Source organism: Dinghuibacter sp., from assembly GCF_035492835.1.
Lineage (GTDB): Bacteria > Bacteroidota > Bacteroidia > Chitinophagales > Chitinophagaceae > Dinghuibacter.
In genome coordinates, this window is the sequence record NZ_DATJIY010000054.1 from 1 (window position 1) to 15980 (window position 15980).

Genomic DNA, 15980 nt, shown 5'->3' on the forward strand with positions numbered 1-15980 from the left:
TCTCCGCACGCCGCTTTTTTTGCAAAAAAACACGGCGTGCAGAGAGGCTTGGCGCCCTTCTTTTTGGGCCAACAGCAAAGAAAAAAACCTAGAACGCGTTATCCTCCCCGCGGAACACGTTAATAATCGTCATAAAAATAATCCGAATATCCAACCACCACGACCAATTCTCCATATACCATATGTCATGCTCCACGCGCTTAGCCATGAGCTCGGTGTCTTTTGTCTCCCCGCGGTAGCCGTTGACCTGCGCCCAGCCGGTGATCCCCGGTTTCAGGAATTGCCGCGCCATGTATTTGGAGATAAGCGCGCTGTATTGTTCGGTGTGCTTGAGCATGTGCGGCCGCGGGCCAACGATGCTCATATCGCCGGCCAGCACGTTAAAGAACTGGGGCAGCTCGTCGATGTTGCTTTTGCGCAGGAAAGCGCCCACGCGGGTGATCCGATGGTCGCCGCGGGAGGCCTGGACCGAGTCGCTGTCGTTATTCACCGTCATCGAACGGAACTTATAGCACCAGAAGGGCAGGTTGTCCTTACCGGTGCGGCTTTGGCGGAAGAATACCGGGCCGCGCGACTCCAGTTTGATCAGGAGCGCGATCAGCGGCGTCAACCAGCTCATCACGAACAAGATCACAAAAAGAGAAAAAGCCACGTCGAAGATCCGCTTCTTGATCTGGTTGCGGATGTCCTGCTGGAGCGGCTCGGTGCGGATGCTGATGATCGGCACCGCGTCGAGGTAGTCGATGTGGTAGTTCGACTGGAGCGCGCCGCTGAAATCCGGAACGAACTTTACGCGGATACAGTACTGGTCGGCCACCTCGATAATCCGGTTGAGCTGTTGCTTCTCCGGCAGGATGGTCGAATAGATTTCCCGGATGTCGTTGGCCGCGGCAAAGTGGATGTACTTTTCGATCTGGCCCTCGCCCTTACGGTCGTCGTCCGCGGTCACATAGTCCAGCCGGCTGTCAAAAAAGCCCTCGAACGAATAGGTGTTCCGGTTGACGATGAAATACCGCGCCAGCCGGAGGGCGGTCTGGTTGTGGCCCACGATCGCCGTTTTGGTGTGGAGCTTCGCCCGCTTGACGAACTTGTCCATCAGGTAGGTGATCACGATCGACCGCAGCACCAGCAGCGACAGCAGCGAACCGTAACAGGCCGGCAGGAACCGCAGCGCGAAGTGCTTTTCGTTGCTGTAGATCAGGAACACGGTGAAGAACACCCCGTGCGTCAGCAATGTCTTGATGGTCTGGCGGAAGATCTGCTCCACCTTGGAGATGGTTTCGCGGGAATAAAGCTTCAACACGGAGGCCAGCGTCAGCCAGCCGAGGTTGAAGATAAGGATCTGGCTCAGGAGGTTGTCCGGTACCTGTCCGTTATTGCCCCAATAGCGCAAGACGAGGTAGCCGATCAGGTAGCTGAAGTTTACGATGCAAAAATCTCCCAGCACTAAACCCAGGCGAAAAAAATAAGAATACCGGGTTTCCATGATAAAGTTGTTTTTAAGTACGCGCGATGCCCGCGCCTTTGCCACGCAGTGGCTGCCCCGTTGCCGCGCTCCGCGTCAGGAGGGGAGCCATTGGATAAATTTGTATTTAAGGCGTACGGGCAGGCTATAGTACCCCGCGAACTGACGGACGACCGAGGGATCGAGCGCTGGTTCGGTCAGGTGGAACGTCCGGCTCCCGCTGTCATCCAGCGTCGTCGCAAAACGACCGGACTGCCCGCGGCCGGTACGGGTGTCACTGTCGTCTAAACCGATGTTCGCGACCTTGGAACGGGTAGGAAAAGCGGTCACCCGCTCTTGCCTGAACTGGGCATACACCCAACGGATCGCCCACGAATCGATCTTCCCGGCCATCTGGTCCTTGAGCGACTTGACCAGGTCCGACCCGATGCGGTTGAACCGGTGCCGCGCCAGGGAGTCGCGCAAAAACGCCGCAAAATCCGAAACCGCCCAGTCGACGGTATTCCACCGGTCCTCCCACGTCGCCCAGCCCCACGAGCTGCCGCGCATGGTAAAATAGACGTCCCCGGGGGCGCTGATCGGCAACGTAAAACCGGACACGGAAAAGACCCTCGGCGTCGCCACATAGGTCTCGAGCGCCGCGTTCATAAACGACAGGAAGTTGGGCGCGGTAATTAGGTCGTCCTCCAGGACGATGACCCGCCCGTGCTCCCGGATGACCCGGGTCACGCCGTCGATCACCGAGGTCGCCGGGCCTTTATTGACGGGCGACTCGGAGACAAAAACCTCCCGGAACCCGTCGATCCCGGTCAGGTAAGCCCTGACTTCGGCCACCGCCGCGACATCAGCGGCAGACCGCGGCCCGTCCGAGAACACGTATAACAGGCTGTCGCGCGCACCGGTATTGCGTTGTAACGCCTCCACCGTACGCCGCAGCGACTCGAACCGTTTATACGTAAACAGGACGATCGGCGCCATGGGCCTTTAGCTTGTCGAATTGGTGGATATAGGACACCGTGCTCTCGATGTTGGCTTTGGACGACGCCCCGAACAGGATGGACTCGATGTTCGGGAGCCCGCAGACGTATTCGATGGCTTCGCGCGGCGGGATGGCCCCGCCCCCCAGCACCTGCATGGCCACCGCCCGGAAGGTCTTGGTCCGCAGCGTGTGCTCATACGCCTCCTTACCCCCCGACATCCGGAAGCCAGCCTTGTTGATCGAGGCGCAGATGATCGGGTTGGATATACCACCCTGATGAAGTATTTCAACCAGCCGTGGCATATTCATCGTGATAAACCCCGCCTCCGCATTGTACTTACGCGCCACATACGCGTGAAACGCAATGAGGATGTCATACGCCCGCAACCCTATCAGCAGGTCCGTGATGACATTCTGCAGGAACACCACCGGCGTGGACACGCCCCGGAACATCTTCATTTCCGCGTCGATCATGAGCTCCATGATGGACTCATAGTCCTTGGAGATATACGCCATCCCGCCCTTGAAGAGCGACCCGAAGAAGTTCCCGGGAACGTATTGCTTGAGCGCTCCCGCGATCCCCAGCTCCGTTACCGCGTTCGCGTACTTGTGCGCATAGGGCATACACGGATAGATTTTAAATCCCGAGTACCTGGAAGGATTAGCCTCTATCAAAGAAACGATAGCAGCGATCCTGTCGTGCGTCGTGCACATAAACGTATGGATCCCGGCGTCGATCGCGTCATCTAGCACCTTCATGATCGCCTCGTCGGTCTTGAACTTGATGGCCTGCGCCCGCGACTTTTCGTCGGAGATGTGGTTGACGGCAAAGAACTGGTTGTCGCCGAATAATATTCTATCCATTAGTTGGCGTTGTTTCGGATGAGGGAAATGGCGTGGTCGGTCAACCACGCGCTTTGGAAGTTATTGATGGAGTTGGGCGCCTTACCCTGTACCGCGTCGATAAAGTAATCGATCTGCGCGGAGTACTCCTCCCCGCGGAGATAGAAGTCGACGTTCTCCTGGAAGTCGGTGATGTTCCGGATGTTCCAGCCGCGGCTGTAGCCCTCTGGCGTGTCGGCGTTCTTAAAGAACACCTTCAGCTCGTTGGCGTCGGAAATGATCTTCCCGGCGGTACCCTGGATCGTGATCGACGTCGACATCTTCCGGTACGTGTCGTCGCTCCAATTGACCTGGAGCACACCGGAAAGCCCCCCGCGAAGCTCCAGCAACGAATACACGCTATCTTCGACGTCCTCTGAAAAAATCGATTTCAGTAATGAGGACCGCACCTTTTCCACCGGTCCCAGCAGGTCGTTCACCAGGTCGATGACGTGCGACGCGTAGTCGAGCAGACACCCGCCGCCTTCCTTGGGGTCGGACCGCCAGGTCGCCTTTTTCTTCATCGTCACCACCGGCCCATAGGCCTCGGCGGTAAAGTGATAGACGTCCCCGATAGCCCCGTCCTTCAACAGGCGTTTGACTTCCCGGAACGTGCCGATGAACTTGTTGTGGTAGCCGACCTGGTTGATCAGCCTCTTGCGTTCCGCCAGCGCCACCAGCTCCTGGCCTTCCGTAGGTGTCAGGCAAAGCGGTTTTTCCCCGAATACGTGGATGCCCTGCTCGAGCAGGTCGCGTATCATCGCGAAATGGAACTTCGTAGGCACCGCGACGAAAACCGCGTCAGGCCGCGCCTCCGCGATCATCTTCTTATAATCCGAGAAAACGGGCACGTTACTGTACTTGTGCAGGAAATCGGTGACCATCTTGGCGGTATCGCACACGCCCACGATCTCGACGTCGGGATGGGCGCCCAGGATCGACAGGTGAGAAATACCCATCTTGCCGGCGCCGATAAGGGCTACTTTGACCATATTCAGTTGATTCTTTTTAGGTGGAAAAATTGGAGCAATACGTCCCTGAAGAACTTCATCTGGTTCCCGGTATTGCGTTTGAATATCTCCGGTCGCAGGAAAATGCGGACCAGCCATTCCATCCGGAGCTTGACCCAGATGGGCGCCGGCCGCTTGCTGTTGCCCGCGTACCAGTCGAACACGTTCCCTATCGTGGAAATAACCTGGGCGTTGATGCGGCGCCGGTGCTGGTGCGCCCACTTTTCCTGTTTGGGCGCGGTGAGCCCCACAAAGAGCACCTGCGGGTGGAACGCGTTGATCGCGTCGATCATGGCCGTATTATCCTCCGCGGTGAATTCGGGTTTGAACGGCGGGGAGTAGGAAGCCGTCACCACGGAAGGGTATTCGCTGGCCGCCCGCGCGGCGATCTTTGACAAAGTCGCCGGGGACGATCCCAGGAAAAACACCCGCCAGCCACGCTGGTTCGCTTCCGCCATCAAATAGTCGAAACAATCCTGTCCCGCGATCTTTTTGATGTTTTTGCCCCGGAGGAGCATGGAGCCGATGGCGACGCCCATCCCGTCGAGCACCAGCAGGTCCGTTTCGAGGAGCGCGTTTCTAAAGGGTTCGTCCGTTAGCGCAAGGCCATACGAGTTCGGGCTGAAGGTATTGATCAGGTTCTGGCGCGACCCGTCGAGGTCCGCCAGCGATCCGCTGAAAACCTTGTAGCCCAGGACGTCTGTCGTCTTATACATGCGTCTGTCGTTTAAGTATATCGGTAAATGTCGTTTCGAATTTTTCCATGGTGAAGTGGGCCTCGTAGCGTTCCCGCCCATTCCCGCCCATCCGCTGCCGCTCTGCCGCATCCGAAAAGACGCGCCGGATCGCCGTCGACAGCGCCACCGCGTCCCGCTGCGGCACCAGCAGCCCGGTGACGCCCTCGAGCACCACGTCCGCGATCGCCCCCTCCGGCGTCGAGATCACCGGTAACCCCGCCTGCATCGCTTCCAGCAGCACCAACGGAAGGCATTCGTTATGATAGAAGGTGGGAAAAACGAAGACGTCCGCCTGCCGGAAGAAGGCCTCTTTATCCGGCCCATATTGTTTGCCGTGCGCCTTGATCTTCCCGGTGAGCCCCAGCCGCTCCACCGACGATTCGAAGTCCGCGGAAGATACGTCAGACCAGGCCCCCACGAAATCGCACCGGAAATCCAGGTCGCGCAGCAGGGCGCAGGCCTCCAGCAGGACGTACACCCCTTTCGATGCCATCATATTCGACAGGAAGAGCATCCTGAAACCGGGCCCGGGCGCCGACACTACCGGCGATGCGGGCACCCCGTTGGGGCAGATCGATACCCGTTCCCTCGGTACGTATTCCGCTATGTCCGGGTACAACCGGTCCGAGAGCAATATCACCGACGCCTTGCGGAAGGCAAAGCGATAGAGCGCCTTCTTCCCCGAACCCGCGACCCCCTTATTGTGGAAATGGTATATCAACGGCACCCGGAACAGCTTTAGCAACATCACTATCGCGAGGTCCTTGTAGAACCCTTTCCCGCTGGCGTTGAGCGTTACATAGCACAGGTCGTATCGTTTACGGCGCAAGGCCCGGAGGACCCGCCACTGGATCGACAGCGTCCCCTTGACGATGTTCCCCGTCGCATTCAAGGCCGTCGAGGTCGTCAGGTTCACGAAGTCCGCGTCAAACAGGGAGCGCACCAGCGCGCTGTCGTGTATGTATTTTCCCACCATCGACGCCCCATGCGTGGGCGGCGGCAGGTGCAGTACAAAGAGGATGCTCGGTTTCATACGGTGCCGATGACTTTTGCCGGGTTCCCCGCCACCACGGTACGGGGCGCCACGTCCTTGACGACGACCGCCCCCGCGCCGATGACGGCATGGTCACCGATAACGACCGGCCCCACGATACACGCGTGCGCGCCAATATCCACGTGCGAACCGATGACGGGGCAACCGGAATACGTCCCGTCCTTCAACATCTTGTTCCCGATCGTCGTACAATGCCGGAGCGTCACCGACGCTCCGAGTACGGACCCCTTGTTGACCACCATCGCGTGCCCGTGGTGGACCGTGAGTCCGGGCCCCGCGACCAGCCGCCAGGGCAGCTCGAACCCGAAAATCCATTCCGTCCAGAAGCGGTACAGGATCAAATGGGGCAGGAGCAGGAGTAGGAGGACGCGGTTACGTTGCGCCAGCGTCGCCAGCCGGAAAGCGACGAGCAGCAGCCTTATCCGGAAGTTTCCCGGGTTGGCGCTCCAGTCGGAGAAGAGATAAGCCACTTATTTAAAGATTCGGTTTAGCAGGTGATAATATACCCGCGTCGACTGCGAGTACTTCCTGGCAAAGACCCGGAGCAAACCGGAATCGAGCGCGACGGCAGGTAGCCGGAACACCCGGTCGCCGGTGCTATCGAGCGTCGCCTTATACTTGTTGAAGCGCAAGCCCGTGTGCGTCGCCCCTTCCCCGAAGCCCAGGTTGACCACCTTGCTCCGGAAAGGGTATAGTGTGTACCCGCCGTTTTTGAACTGGTGGTAGTTGCACCGGATCGCCCAGGAGTTGATCTCCCCCCGCATCTGTTTGGCCAGGGAATGTGTCAGGTCGCTTCCCAGGCGGTTGAATGCCTTTTGCCTGGCGGGCGACCGGATAAATTCGGCAAAGTCCGTCACGTCCCAGTCGATCCCGTCCCAGCGGTCCTTCCATATCGCCCATCCCCAGGAACAGTGTCGCTGGGTAAAAAACGCGTCGGCCGGCCTGCCCGGCATCCGTGCGTCGAACATAAACCCGGATATGGAGAATACCCGTGTATCCGCCTGGTACGCATCCAGCGCCAGGTTCATAAAATCCAGGAAGTTCGGCGCCAGCAACAGGTCGTCTTCCAGCACGATCACCCGGCCGTGCCGCTCCACCTGATCCGTTACACCGTCGATGATCGACCGGGCAAGCCCCTTGTTAACCGGTGCCTCCACAACGGTTACGGACCGGAATCCGTCTACCGCCCGCACCAGCGCCCGCACCTCATCGACCGCCCGCTGGTCCGACGGCTTCCGCGCGTTGTCCGCGTACACGACCAGGTCCGAGGACGCCGCCAGGGGATTGGCCTTTAGCGAAGCCAGCGTCTGTGCTAGCGTGTCCGCGCGTTTATATACAAACAGGAGTATGGGGGCGTAGCTCATTTAGGACCGATTTGACTGAACGGGACCGGTTGCCAGTCCGCGACCCCCTTAAAAGGCGGGGGCGTGACCTTGAGTTCGAAATTCCCTGCCGCCGCGTCGGCGAAACCCGGGTCCGAGGAAAGCGTTACGGTGTTCTGGTTGACAAAGCTGGGAGGCGTGCCGAAGGCCCCGGTTTTGTACAGCAGGGTATTATAAGTGAAATTCTTTGGGACCGGCAGGTGCGCCGGATCGGTCAGCGCCGCGATATACGGGTAGCGCTTCATAAACGCCGGGGAATGGATATCCGCGGAGGCGTTATACGGGCCCGACACGAGCGCCCTGTATTGCTGGTCGCTCCAACGTGTGTTGGAGAAGGCCGTGCCGCAATCGATAAAATAGTTGTTCCGGAAAACGTTGTTGCTCCCCCCGTTGACGTGTACCGCGCCAAAATGGTACGTACCGGTGGACCCGCAGCGGTAGAATACGTTCCCCGTCACCTGCATGCCCGACGTGCAGTCGTCCAGGTAGATCGCGCACACCGACTTATCCGCGGTATTGCCGATGTCTTCGAAGAAATTATACGCTATCGTGTTACCCGTTGTCGAGAAATCCCGCCCGGTGCAAACCGCCCCGGCATCGGTGACGTTCTCCGCCACGTTCTTTATGTGGTTGTACGATATGTCCAGCTGGTTGCCATAATACAGGACGGCCAGGTCCGGCGCGTCGTGGATGTAACAATGCGTCACGTGGTTGCCTACGCCGTTGAGGTACACCGCCGGGGTAAACGTCCGGTCGATCCGGGAATAATGCGAAAACTCGCAATTGGTGACCGTGTTGTTCGCCGGCGCCAGCGTGGCGCGGTTCCCGCCATCGATAAAGACCGCCCCGGTCCCGGTACCCGTAAAAGTACAATGGTCCACCAGCAGGTTTGTCGTATACGGGATATTGGGCGTTGGTCCGGTCCAGTAATGGTTATTGACGGGCAGGTATTGCTTGTACGTCGACAACCCTACGGTCCCCAGGTCGGTAAAAGCGCACCCCTCGACCACCGTGTTGCGTGTGTTGTTGATAAACAGACCCATGCCGCGGCTGTACCCAAACGTAAGACCCCGCAGGGTGACGTTGCTGGTGTACGACAGGACCATGATCGGGTTTTCCATCAGCGACACCTCTATATCTGCCTGCGCGAACGACGCGTCCGGGAACCAGACATACAGGATACCGCTGTCCGGGTCCGCGTACCAGTCCCCGGGTTCGCTGATCTCCTCCAGGAGGTTATAGATATAAATGCCCCGCAGGGTCCGCGCGTTCTTTAACACCGCGTTGGAGGTGTCGTTGGTGGCAAAGACGCCGTAGTCGCCCGCGTCGGCGAGCTTTAGCGTGTGGTTGCCCGGGTCGACGGCCGCCACTTTCAGGTGGTCGTCGTTATACCCCAGCGACAGCGAGCCGCTCACCCAGGCGTGGTCCGCCTTGGCCCACCGCAGTATCCGGTCGTCGTCGATCCGGAAGGTGGCGCCCTTGCCGGCCTTGTCCCCCGCCCGCGGGTTCGACCCGGGGTCGAGCACCTGCCCGATGGGCGTAAGACCGGTCTTTGGCCAGCGCGCGATGGGCAGCGCCTTATCGTTATAAAAGAGCTCGAGGTTGGCCGGCAGGCTCGTTTTATAGCCGTGCTTGTACGAGCTGCCGAGGTTTTGGATACCCGCCGCCGTCAGGCTGGTCTGGTATACGTGCCCCCGCGCTTCGGCCGGGAGCCGCGCCAGGATACCCGCATCCGTGACCGGTTTGAAGGCGTTCCCTTTCAGGGGTACACCCCCGGAGAACACCGCCTTTTCGCCGTTATACGCCGCGATGGTGATGTGCCTGGCGGTATCCGCCGAGCCCAGCAGCACGCAGCTCTGGGCAAACGGATAATATCCGCCCCGGCAATAGATCGTGGCGTCCCCCGACTGGCCGCGCAGCCGCTGCCAGGCGTCGGCAGGGGAGGAGAGGGGCGCCGCCAGTGTCCCCGGGTTGGACGCGCTCCCGCCGGGCGCCACGTATAAGGTCTTTTGGGCTGTGCCCGGGATGGCCGCCGATAGTAAAGCGGCCAGGATAAGGTTGTTTTTCATATGTATCGCTTTCCTGATGAAAAAAGGCGAAGCCTAGGACCCCAACGGCCCTGCCAGCGCAACGCCAAATGCATGCCAGGAGTTTTCCGCCAGGAAGGTCTGCACCTTCGCGCGGTCCAGGACATAGTGAGGGCCGGCGGCGTTCAGCAAGGTTGCGATATCGTTAAAATTCTGATAAGCATATACAAAGCCGGTGTCCCGGGCCAGGTCCCGGAAGGCGCCATAGTCCGGCCCGATGATCGGGCGGCAGGCGGCCAGGCTGTCGATCAGGACACCCGACGAGGAAACGGAGTCGCGTTTATAGGTGAACAGGATACACCGCGACCGCTCAAAAAGCCGGACGAGCTCTTCCGGCGTGGCAAAAGCGTTGACCAGCACCATGCCCGGTCCCTTGAGCCGTTGAAGGTCCTCCCAATACGCCGGGTCGGCGCACCGCCCGACGACATGGATCCGCAGCCCTGACAACCGCGCGTCCCCCGAAGCGTATTCCAGGAACTCGCGGATGCCCTTATAGGGCGCGATACTCCCCCATATCAACAGGTCGGTCTCCCCTGGAGACACCTCATCGACAACCGTAGCCGCCGAGGGATGATACCGAAAGACCGATTTCGACCCGCTAAGGGCATCCCGGGAATGACACACGATCCGTGAGGCTACAAACCCCAAATACCCCGAAAACGCCCGCTTGATACCCCGCCTTTCGGTCTGGTGCGGCGCCCGGTTGTGCCTGATCCATACCACCCGCTTTCCCAACAACCGGAGCCCCGCCAGGTAAGGCACCAGGATGGCCATCTGCAACAGCCCCGACCGCTTGGACGGCACGTCTTCCATCCAGTTCAGAACGACCAGGTGCGCGCGCCACGCATTCCGGACAAAATCGGCAAAGGCATTTTCATAAGACAAAGGATCAACCAAAAGCCCGGCAGACCCCAACGCCGTTTTCAAATGCTCGATATAAGGATTCCCCGAGCCCATAAGGCTGCGGGGGATATTGGGATATACATACGCCGCCTTAGGCATCGACCGGTCTTTTGAAATCGAAGAACACATCCTGGATGTCATAGTGCCCGCGTTGTCCCTCCGGTATGTCGTCCTTGTCCATCCGCTCCAGCAGCGAGGGTACCGCCGCAATAAAATGGGCCGGTTTGACCAGCGGGTGGAGCGAATAGCACGTGGACCCGACAGGCCCCAGCATATCGACCCGGTACAAACCACAACGCTTCATCATCGCCATGAACAAGTCCTCCAGCGCGGTATACCCCCACGACAGCGACTTGCTCCGCAGGAACCACCGGAGCATCTTTGGCGTATACGGCACGTGCGTAGCGCGCAGCGGCTGCATTTTGCGCATATCCATGAGGAAAACACGGGTCGACAGCTTATCGAACAAGAACGAATACCGGTCCAGCCGCCGGACATACCGCTGCCGGATGTCCCCATCGGACGAAGGAGGCCCCGCCAACGGGTTGACCAGCAAAAAGCTGTCATCCGAATCGAGCAGCGCCACCGCTTCGGCGAGCCACGCCCCCCGGTCCCCGCCGAGCAGCATATCCGAATCCAGGTGCACGATATACGGGTTCCGGCACTCCGCCATACCGTCCAGGTAGGAGTGGATGGGCGCGCCCCGGTAGTCCCGCAGCGGGTAAGACCCGGACCCGAAGAACCGCGCCGCGACCATCGTGCGCCGCGCAGGGCTATAGTCCACGAAATGGTGCCGGACCTTTGGGAATGACGCCTCCAAAGCCGTGATCAGCGACAAAAGCCCCTCCTGGTTGCGCTCAAAATCCACCGCGAACTTCCCAAAGGAACGCGCCGTCTCCACCGTCAATACGACCTCGTCCAGCAGGTCGTACCACCAGGAAATTTGCCGGCGCAGCACCTGCCGGCACATGGCCAGGTCCCCGCCCGAAAGGTTTATTTGTAGTGAAATCTGCTTCATGTCGGTAAAGCTCATGTCGTCAATTTCCCCATATGCCCCCTCTTAAAATCCCTCATCCCCCTTATCAAATACCGGAAGGACTTAAAGTCTCCCCTCCGCAGGTGCCCCAGCCCCGACCGGAAAAGTATCCCGTACGCCGGCGCCAGGCTGCGGTGGCCGTCCTTATCGAGGACGTACAGGTAGTTACGGCACTTGTAATACGTTTTGACGTAGTTCCTGCCCGCCAGCGACTGGGATATGTGGTGGACGATCGACGCGCCCGTATACAGCTTGATGCGGAACCCCGCTTTGCGGATGCGACGGCTGACCTCAAACTCTTCATAGTACATGAACAGGTTCTCGTCCAGCTGGAAATCCAGTATCTGCCGAGAAAACAACACAAAACAGCCGTTGTAGAAATCGCACTCGCCGGCGGCCATGCCATCGGTAGGCAGGTTGGCGTTGATCGTCAGGTTGCTGGGGTCGAAAAAACCGCCGCTATACCAGTAGTCGCCCTTGTCATTCAGGATCAGGGGATTCACCGCAATGTACCCGGGGTGTTGCCTCAAAAACGTACTACAACCCTCAAAAACCGACTCGTCGAACTCGATGTCGCTGTTGAGCAGCCCGACATAGGGTACGGCAGGCGCCAGCTCCCTGATCCGCGCAAAACAGAAATTGACGGCGAAACAATACCCCGCGTTGGAAGCGTCGGCGTAATAATGGATGTCGCCATCCGACAGCGCCTCCAGCCGGGCAGCCAGGCTGGCGTCCCCCTTGTTGTCGTATACCAGGAAAAGGGGACGGAAAGAAAAGGTCTTCATCTTACGGACCAGGGCGACGATGTCGTCCTCCGTATTATAGTTGATCAGAATGATCGCGCAGTCCATATGTATAACGAGAGTTCAAATAACAGACTTGCAACCCGTAACAGGCAAATATGGTCGTCATGAGATAGTTCGGGCTGAATATACTATCCGACGTAAAGGACGTGAGTATCACGAACCAGATATAATACTTCAGGTATACGAATTCGTCGGGCACCGGTGTGCGCAGCCCCTTTACGAACAGGACCGCATACCCCACGATCGCGAGCACGCCGAACATCGCATACGCCCCGATGATACCGACGTCCGACAGGTAATACCCTTCCATCTCCTTGAGCTGCGCCGCCTTTTCGCCGAGGCGTGAGGAGGAGGTCGCCGTCAGGTAGGGGGGACCGTTACCCACCACCCGCGCAAACAGGTCCGGGGAGAATTCCGTCAGGAAATACGTCCCCGACAATACCCGGATATAGTTTTCCCCCTGGGCCATCGTGGAGCTTTGCTGTTCCTCCAACCCCTTTACGATCGGGTTGTCCGTATTCAGCACGATCACCACGGCCGCCACCGCGGCGACCATCAGGCCGATCTTCCAGACCGGTTTGGCCCGGCGCAAGAGGTGCCACGTGTAGATCAGGAGCACCACTGCGATGTTTTGCCGGGTAACCTGCATGACCGTTACGACCAGGGCGGCCAGCGCGTATCCCGCGTAGACGAGCCGGTAACGGCGCTCCCCGTCGGTGGCCCGGTTGAGCGCCAGGAACGCGGAGAAGAACAGGACGCCCCCACCGGGGAAATTGATACGCGTCACCCCCCGCTCTTCCCGGAACTCCTCTTCGGCGCCAAAGATGACCGTGTCGCTGTGCATATACTGGTAGGCGTAACAAAGGAAGTACGCCAGGCCGAAGATCAATACGATGTTCCCCAGCTTCTCCACCGGGTAGTCCCGCTGTATCAGGTAGAAGAACACCGGCCATTGCGCAAAGAAGATCAACGGCTGGAGGCTGTTGGCAAACCCTTGTCCCCACGAGAAGAAGGCGCCCGTCGTGGACAGGAGCTGCGCCGCGAAGATCCATTTGATGGGGATGCCCAACCCGCGGTTGGCCTCGGTCGCCCGGAGCATGTAGGGGATCGACACCGCGATCGCCAGGAAGACCCCGGCGTACCGGATCGGGCTGAAGAGCCCCCCGTTCAGCGCCTTCGGGGAAAAGAAATTGATGGAGAAGCCCAGCAACAAAAAGACGAAGACGCCGGTGAGGCTGTCCTTTGTCTTAAACATGCTGTTCGTTTTTCTTCTTTTTCGAGCCGGTCTTGCCGTTCTCGGCATACCCGTACCCGTAGCCGTTCCCATACCCATACCCGTAGCCATAGTTGCCAAAGCCGCGGGTCTTCACCCCGTTGAATATGATCGCCAGGTTCTTGAGCGGGTGGATCCGGTTATTGTTTTCGAGCTTCTTGATAAACGTCTTGGGCGTCACGCCGTGGCGGACGATATAAAGGGTCGCGTCCACCATCGAGGAGATAATGTAGCTGTCCGTCACCGGTCCGACGGGGGCGGAGTCGATGATGATAAAGTCGAAATGCCCCTGCAGGTAGTCCAGCAGCTCCGTAAAACGGCCGTTCATGATCAGCTCCGACGGGTTCGGCGGTATGGGGCCGGAAGGGATCAGGAACAGGTTCTGGTGGGCCGACGTGCTGCGGATGATCTCGTCGGGCTCCCGGTCGCCGACCAGCAGGTTGGTCAACCCGGATTCGCGGGTAACGCCAAACATGGCCGACAGCTTGGGCTTGCGCAGGTCGGACTCCAGCAGGATCACCTTCTTCCCGGCCATGGCGAGCGCCAGACCGAGGTTGGCCGTGACAAAGCTTTTCCCTTCACCGCTGATGGAGGAGGTCACCAGGACGCGTTTCTTGCGGTTGTTGATCCCGATGTAGGCCAGCGTCGTCCGGAGGATACGGAACTGCTCGGCGATGATGCTCCGGGTGTCCTCCAGTGTGATGAGCGGGCTCCCGCTGCCCTGGTACATGATCTCGCCGATGATTGGCACGTCGGTATATTGTTCGATCTCCTTGCGGAAAACGATGTTCGGATTGAGCACTTCGCGCAGGGCGATAAAACCCGCGCCCACGGCAAAGGCCAGGATGATCGCGATCGCGTACACCATGAGGTGCTGGGGGCTGACCGGCAGAACCGTGGCCTCGGCGTCATCCACCAGCCGGGTGTCCGACACCTGCGAATACAGCGATAGCGCGGTCTCTTCCCGCTTTTGGAGCAGGAAGGCGTAGATGGAGTTCTTGACGGTCTGGTCCCGGCTGATGGCGATCAGCCCGCGTTCCTTTTCCGGCAGCGTCTTGAGTACCGAGGAATAGGCGTCGCCGGTATGCGACAGCGCGGCCTTGGACGCCTCCAGGTTCTGGCGTTGCGCCTGTACGCTCTGGAGGATGCCGGGCTTCATCTTATCGATCTGGGCCTTCAGCGTCAGCAGCATCGGGTTGTTCTCCCCGGTCGTCTTCTTCAGCCCGTCGTACTGGACTTGCAGCGAATACAGCTGTTGCAGCAACCCGGCCAGAACGATGTCGCTGACGCCAAAGGCGGACGGCGACACGTCGGATTTGGTATCGTTGGACCTGACAAATTGCTCCACCTGGTCCATGACCGCCAGCTGCACGTTGATCTCGCTCTGCTTCTGGTCGTTGGCCTCGACGTTGTCCAGGTACAGCTGTCCCTGGGCGCTCACGTCCACGATACCGTTGGTGGTCTTATAGTCCTGGATGCCCCTTTCCACGGCATTCAGCTCCTGCGTCACGTGGACGAGCCGGCCGTCGATGAATTTCAGCGTATTGGCCGCCAGCGTGTTCTTATCCGTGATGGAAGCCGTCTGGTAGACGCGTATCAGGTCGTTGAGGATGTCTTCGCCCCTTTTGGGCACGGCGTCCCGGAGCGTGAGGTTGATGACCGAGGACATCTTGCTCGACTGTCCCGTCTTCAGTCCTTTGAGGATGCCTTCCGCCATGGCCTTGACCGTGATCAGCGAAAAGCTCAGGGGCTTTTGCACGGAAGGCGCCTGGTAGTTCGGGTTGGCCACGAAACGCACCCGGGTATAGTGACCCATGGTGAACCATTGCCCCACCGCAAACGACTCCTTGCCCATCAGCACCCGCTGGTGCGCGCTGTCAAAGCTGAACAGGACGCTTTTCTGCTCTTCGATCGAATCCGGGTTGGCGACCTGGATGATCACCGGCGACAACACATAGGCGGGGATGTTGGCGATCCTGCCCTGGTACATGATCGGCGCGTACAGCGACAGGTCCTTGACCACCAGGCGCATCAGCATGCGGGAGTGTATGATCTCGATTTCGTTCTCCACGAACTTCTTGGAGCCGAACAGGTCCAGCTGCTCCATCAGGTTCTGGTCGTCGACGCCGTTCTTCTGGTCCTTGACCATGACTTGCGCCGTAACGTCGTAGTAGGGGATGGCCCAATGGATATAGAGCTTGGCCACCACCACGGTCACGACCAGGAGGCTCAGGAAGAGGGGCCAGTACGGGAAGTATTTGTGGAAAAGCTGGCTGAAGGCGTTCTCCTCCTCGTTACTGATCTGCGCTTTGTTGTTGATCTGCATCAATCGGGTGTTTAGGATGTTATCACAGGTCCCAGGCTCA

The 15980-nt window shown here is 59.1% G+C and carries 14 protein-coding genes; all 14 read right to left on the bottom strand.

Features of this window, described 5'->3' with window-relative positions:
* Window positions 1-88 precede the first annotated feature (88 nt).
* On the bottom strand, window positions 89-1486 hold the full coding sequence (locus VL547_RS05030) for an undecaprenyl-phosphate glucose phosphotransferase (RefSeq protein ID WP_325575862.1): 1398 nt from the start codon (window positions 1484-1486) through the stop codon (window positions 89-91).
* A gap of 75 nt (window positions 1487-1561) precedes the next feature.
* Entirely contained in the window at window positions 1562-2443 is an 882-nt protein-coding gene (locus VL547_RS05035; protein ID WP_325575864.1) for a sugar transferase, read from the bottom strand.
* Window positions 2415-3308, bottom strand: coding sequence for a hypothetical protein (locus tag VL547_RS05040; protein ID WP_325575866.1), 894 nt, complete (start codon window positions 3306-3308; stop codon window positions 2415-2417). Before VL547_RS05040 ends, VL547_RS05035 begins: the two co-directional genes overlap by 29 nt.
* Complete coding sequence (locus VL547_RS05045) at window positions 3308-4318, bottom strand: Gfo/Idh/MocA family oxidoreductase (RefSeq protein ID WP_325575868.1); 1011 nt, start codon at window positions 4316-4318, stop codon at window positions 3308-3310. The genes VL547_RS05040 and VL547_RS05045 overlap by 1 nt, the downstream gene beginning before the upstream one ends.
* Window positions 4319-4320: 2 nt before the next feature.
* Window positions 4321-5052 carry a WecB/TagA/CpsF family glycosyltransferase gene (locus VL547_RS05050; protein ID WP_325575870.1) on the bottom strand — a complete coding sequence of 244 codons (732 nt, stop codon included), beginning with the start codon at window positions 5050-5052 and terminating at the stop codon, window positions 4321-4323.
* Window positions 5045-6106 carry a glycosyltransferase family 4 protein gene (locus tag VL547_RS05055; RefSeq protein ID WP_325575872.1) on the bottom strand — a complete coding sequence of 354 codons (1062 nt, stop codon included), beginning with the start codon at window positions 6104-6106 and terminating at the stop codon, window positions 5045-5047. The genes VL547_RS05050 and VL547_RS05055 overlap by 8 nt, the downstream gene beginning before the upstream one ends.
* Window positions 6103-6597 carry a hypothetical protein gene (locus VL547_RS05060; RefSeq protein WP_325575874.1) on the bottom strand — a complete coding sequence of 165 codons (495 nt, stop codon included), beginning with the start codon at window positions 6595-6597 and terminating at the stop codon, window positions 6103-6105. Before VL547_RS05060 ends, VL547_RS05055 begins: the two co-directional genes overlap by 4 nt.
* Entirely contained in the window at window positions 6598-7491 is an 894-nt protein-coding gene (locus VL547_RS05065) for a sugar transferase (RefSeq protein ID WP_325575876.1), read from the bottom strand.
* Entirely contained in the window at window positions 7488-9578 is a 2091-nt protein-coding gene (locus tag VL547_RS05070; RefSeq protein WP_325575878.1) for a right-handed parallel beta-helix repeat-containing protein, read from the bottom strand. The genes VL547_RS05065 and VL547_RS05070 overlap by 4 nt, the downstream gene beginning before the upstream one ends.
* A gap of 33 nt (window positions 9579-9611) precedes the next feature.
* On the bottom strand, window positions 9612-10598 hold the full coding sequence (locus VL547_RS05075) for a glycosyltransferase (protein ID WP_325575880.1): 987 nt from the start codon (window positions 10596-10598) through the stop codon (window positions 9612-9614).
* Window positions 10591-11532, bottom strand: coding sequence for a hypothetical protein (locus tag VL547_RS05080; protein ID WP_325575882.1), 942 nt, complete (start codon window positions 11530-11532; stop codon window positions 10591-10593). Before VL547_RS05080 ends, VL547_RS05075 begins: the two co-directional genes overlap by 8 nt.
* Window positions 11529-12386, bottom strand: coding sequence for a glycosyltransferase family 2 protein (locus VL547_RS05085; protein WP_325575884.1), 858 nt, complete (start codon window positions 12384-12386; stop codon window positions 11529-11531). Before VL547_RS05085 ends, VL547_RS05080 begins: the two co-directional genes overlap by 4 nt.
* Window positions 12355-13596, bottom strand: coding sequence for a hypothetical protein (locus VL547_RS05090; RefSeq protein ID WP_325575886.1), 1242 nt, complete (start codon window positions 13594-13596; stop codon window positions 12355-12357). The genes VL547_RS05085 and VL547_RS05090 overlap by 32 nt, the downstream gene beginning before the upstream one ends.
* Complete coding sequence (locus VL547_RS05095; RefSeq protein WP_325575889.1) at window positions 13589-15940, bottom strand: GumC family protein; 2352 nt, start codon at window positions 15938-15940, stop codon at window positions 13589-13591. The genes VL547_RS05090 and VL547_RS05095 overlap by 8 nt, the downstream gene beginning before the upstream one ends.
* Between the last annotated feature and the right edge of the window lie 40 nt (window positions 15941-15980).

What these genes read in the sequence shown, in the direction of transcription:
- VL547_RS05095 (WP_325575889.1), bottom strand. Translation starts at nt 15,940, where the DNA reads ATGCAGATCAACAACAAAGCGCAGATCAGTAACGAGGAGGAGAACGCC.
- VL547_RS05070 (WP_325575878.1), bottom strand. Translation starts at nt 9,578, where the DNA reads ATGAAAAACAACCTTATCCTGGCCGCTTTACTATCGGCGGCCATCCCG.
- VL547_RS05085 (WP_325575884.1), bottom strand. Translation starts at nt 12,386, where the DNA reads ATGGACTGCGCGATCATTCTGATCAACTATAATACGGAGGACGACATC.
- VL547_RS05075 (WP_325575880.1), bottom strand. Translation starts at nt 10,598, where the DNA reads ATGCCTAAGGCGGCGTATGTATATCCCAATATCCCCCGCAGCCTTATG.
- VL547_RS05045 (WP_325575868.1), bottom strand. Translation starts at nt 4,318, where the DNA reads ATGGTCAAAGTAGCCCTTATCGGCGCCGGCAAGATGGGTATTTCTCAC.
- VL547_RS05030 (WP_325575862.1), bottom strand. Translation starts at nt 1,486, where the DNA reads ATGGAAACCCGGTATTCTTATTTTTTTCGCCTGGGTTTAGTGCTGGGA.
- VL547_RS05040 (WP_325575866.1), bottom strand. Translation starts at nt 3,308, where the DNA reads ATGGATAGAATATTATTCGGCGACAACCAGTTCTTTGCCGTCAACCAC.
- VL547_RS05065 (WP_325575876.1), bottom strand. Translation starts at nt 7,491, where the DNA reads ATGAGCTACGCCCCCATACTCCTGTTTGTATATAAACGCGCGGACACG.
- VL547_RS05050 (WP_325575870.1), bottom strand. Translation starts at nt 5,052, where the DNA reads ATGTATAAGACGACAGACGTCCTGGGCTACAAGGTTTTCAGCGGATCG.
- VL547_RS05055 (WP_325575872.1), bottom strand. Translation starts at nt 6,106, where the DNA reads ATGAAACCGAGCATCCTCTTTGTACTGCACCTGCCGCCGCCCACGCAT.
- VL547_RS05035 (WP_325575864.1), bottom strand. Translation starts at nt 2,443, where the DNA reads ATGGCGCCGATCGTCCTGTTTACGTATAAACGGTTCGAGTCGCTGCGG.
- VL547_RS05080 (WP_325575882.1), bottom strand. Translation starts at nt 11,532, where the DNA reads ATGAGCTTTACCGACATGAAGCAGATTTCACTACAAATAAACCTTTCG.
- VL547_RS05090 (WP_325575886.1), bottom strand. Translation starts at nt 13,596, where the DNA reads ATGTTTAAGACAAAGGACAGCCTCACCGGCGTCTTCGTCTTTTTGTTG.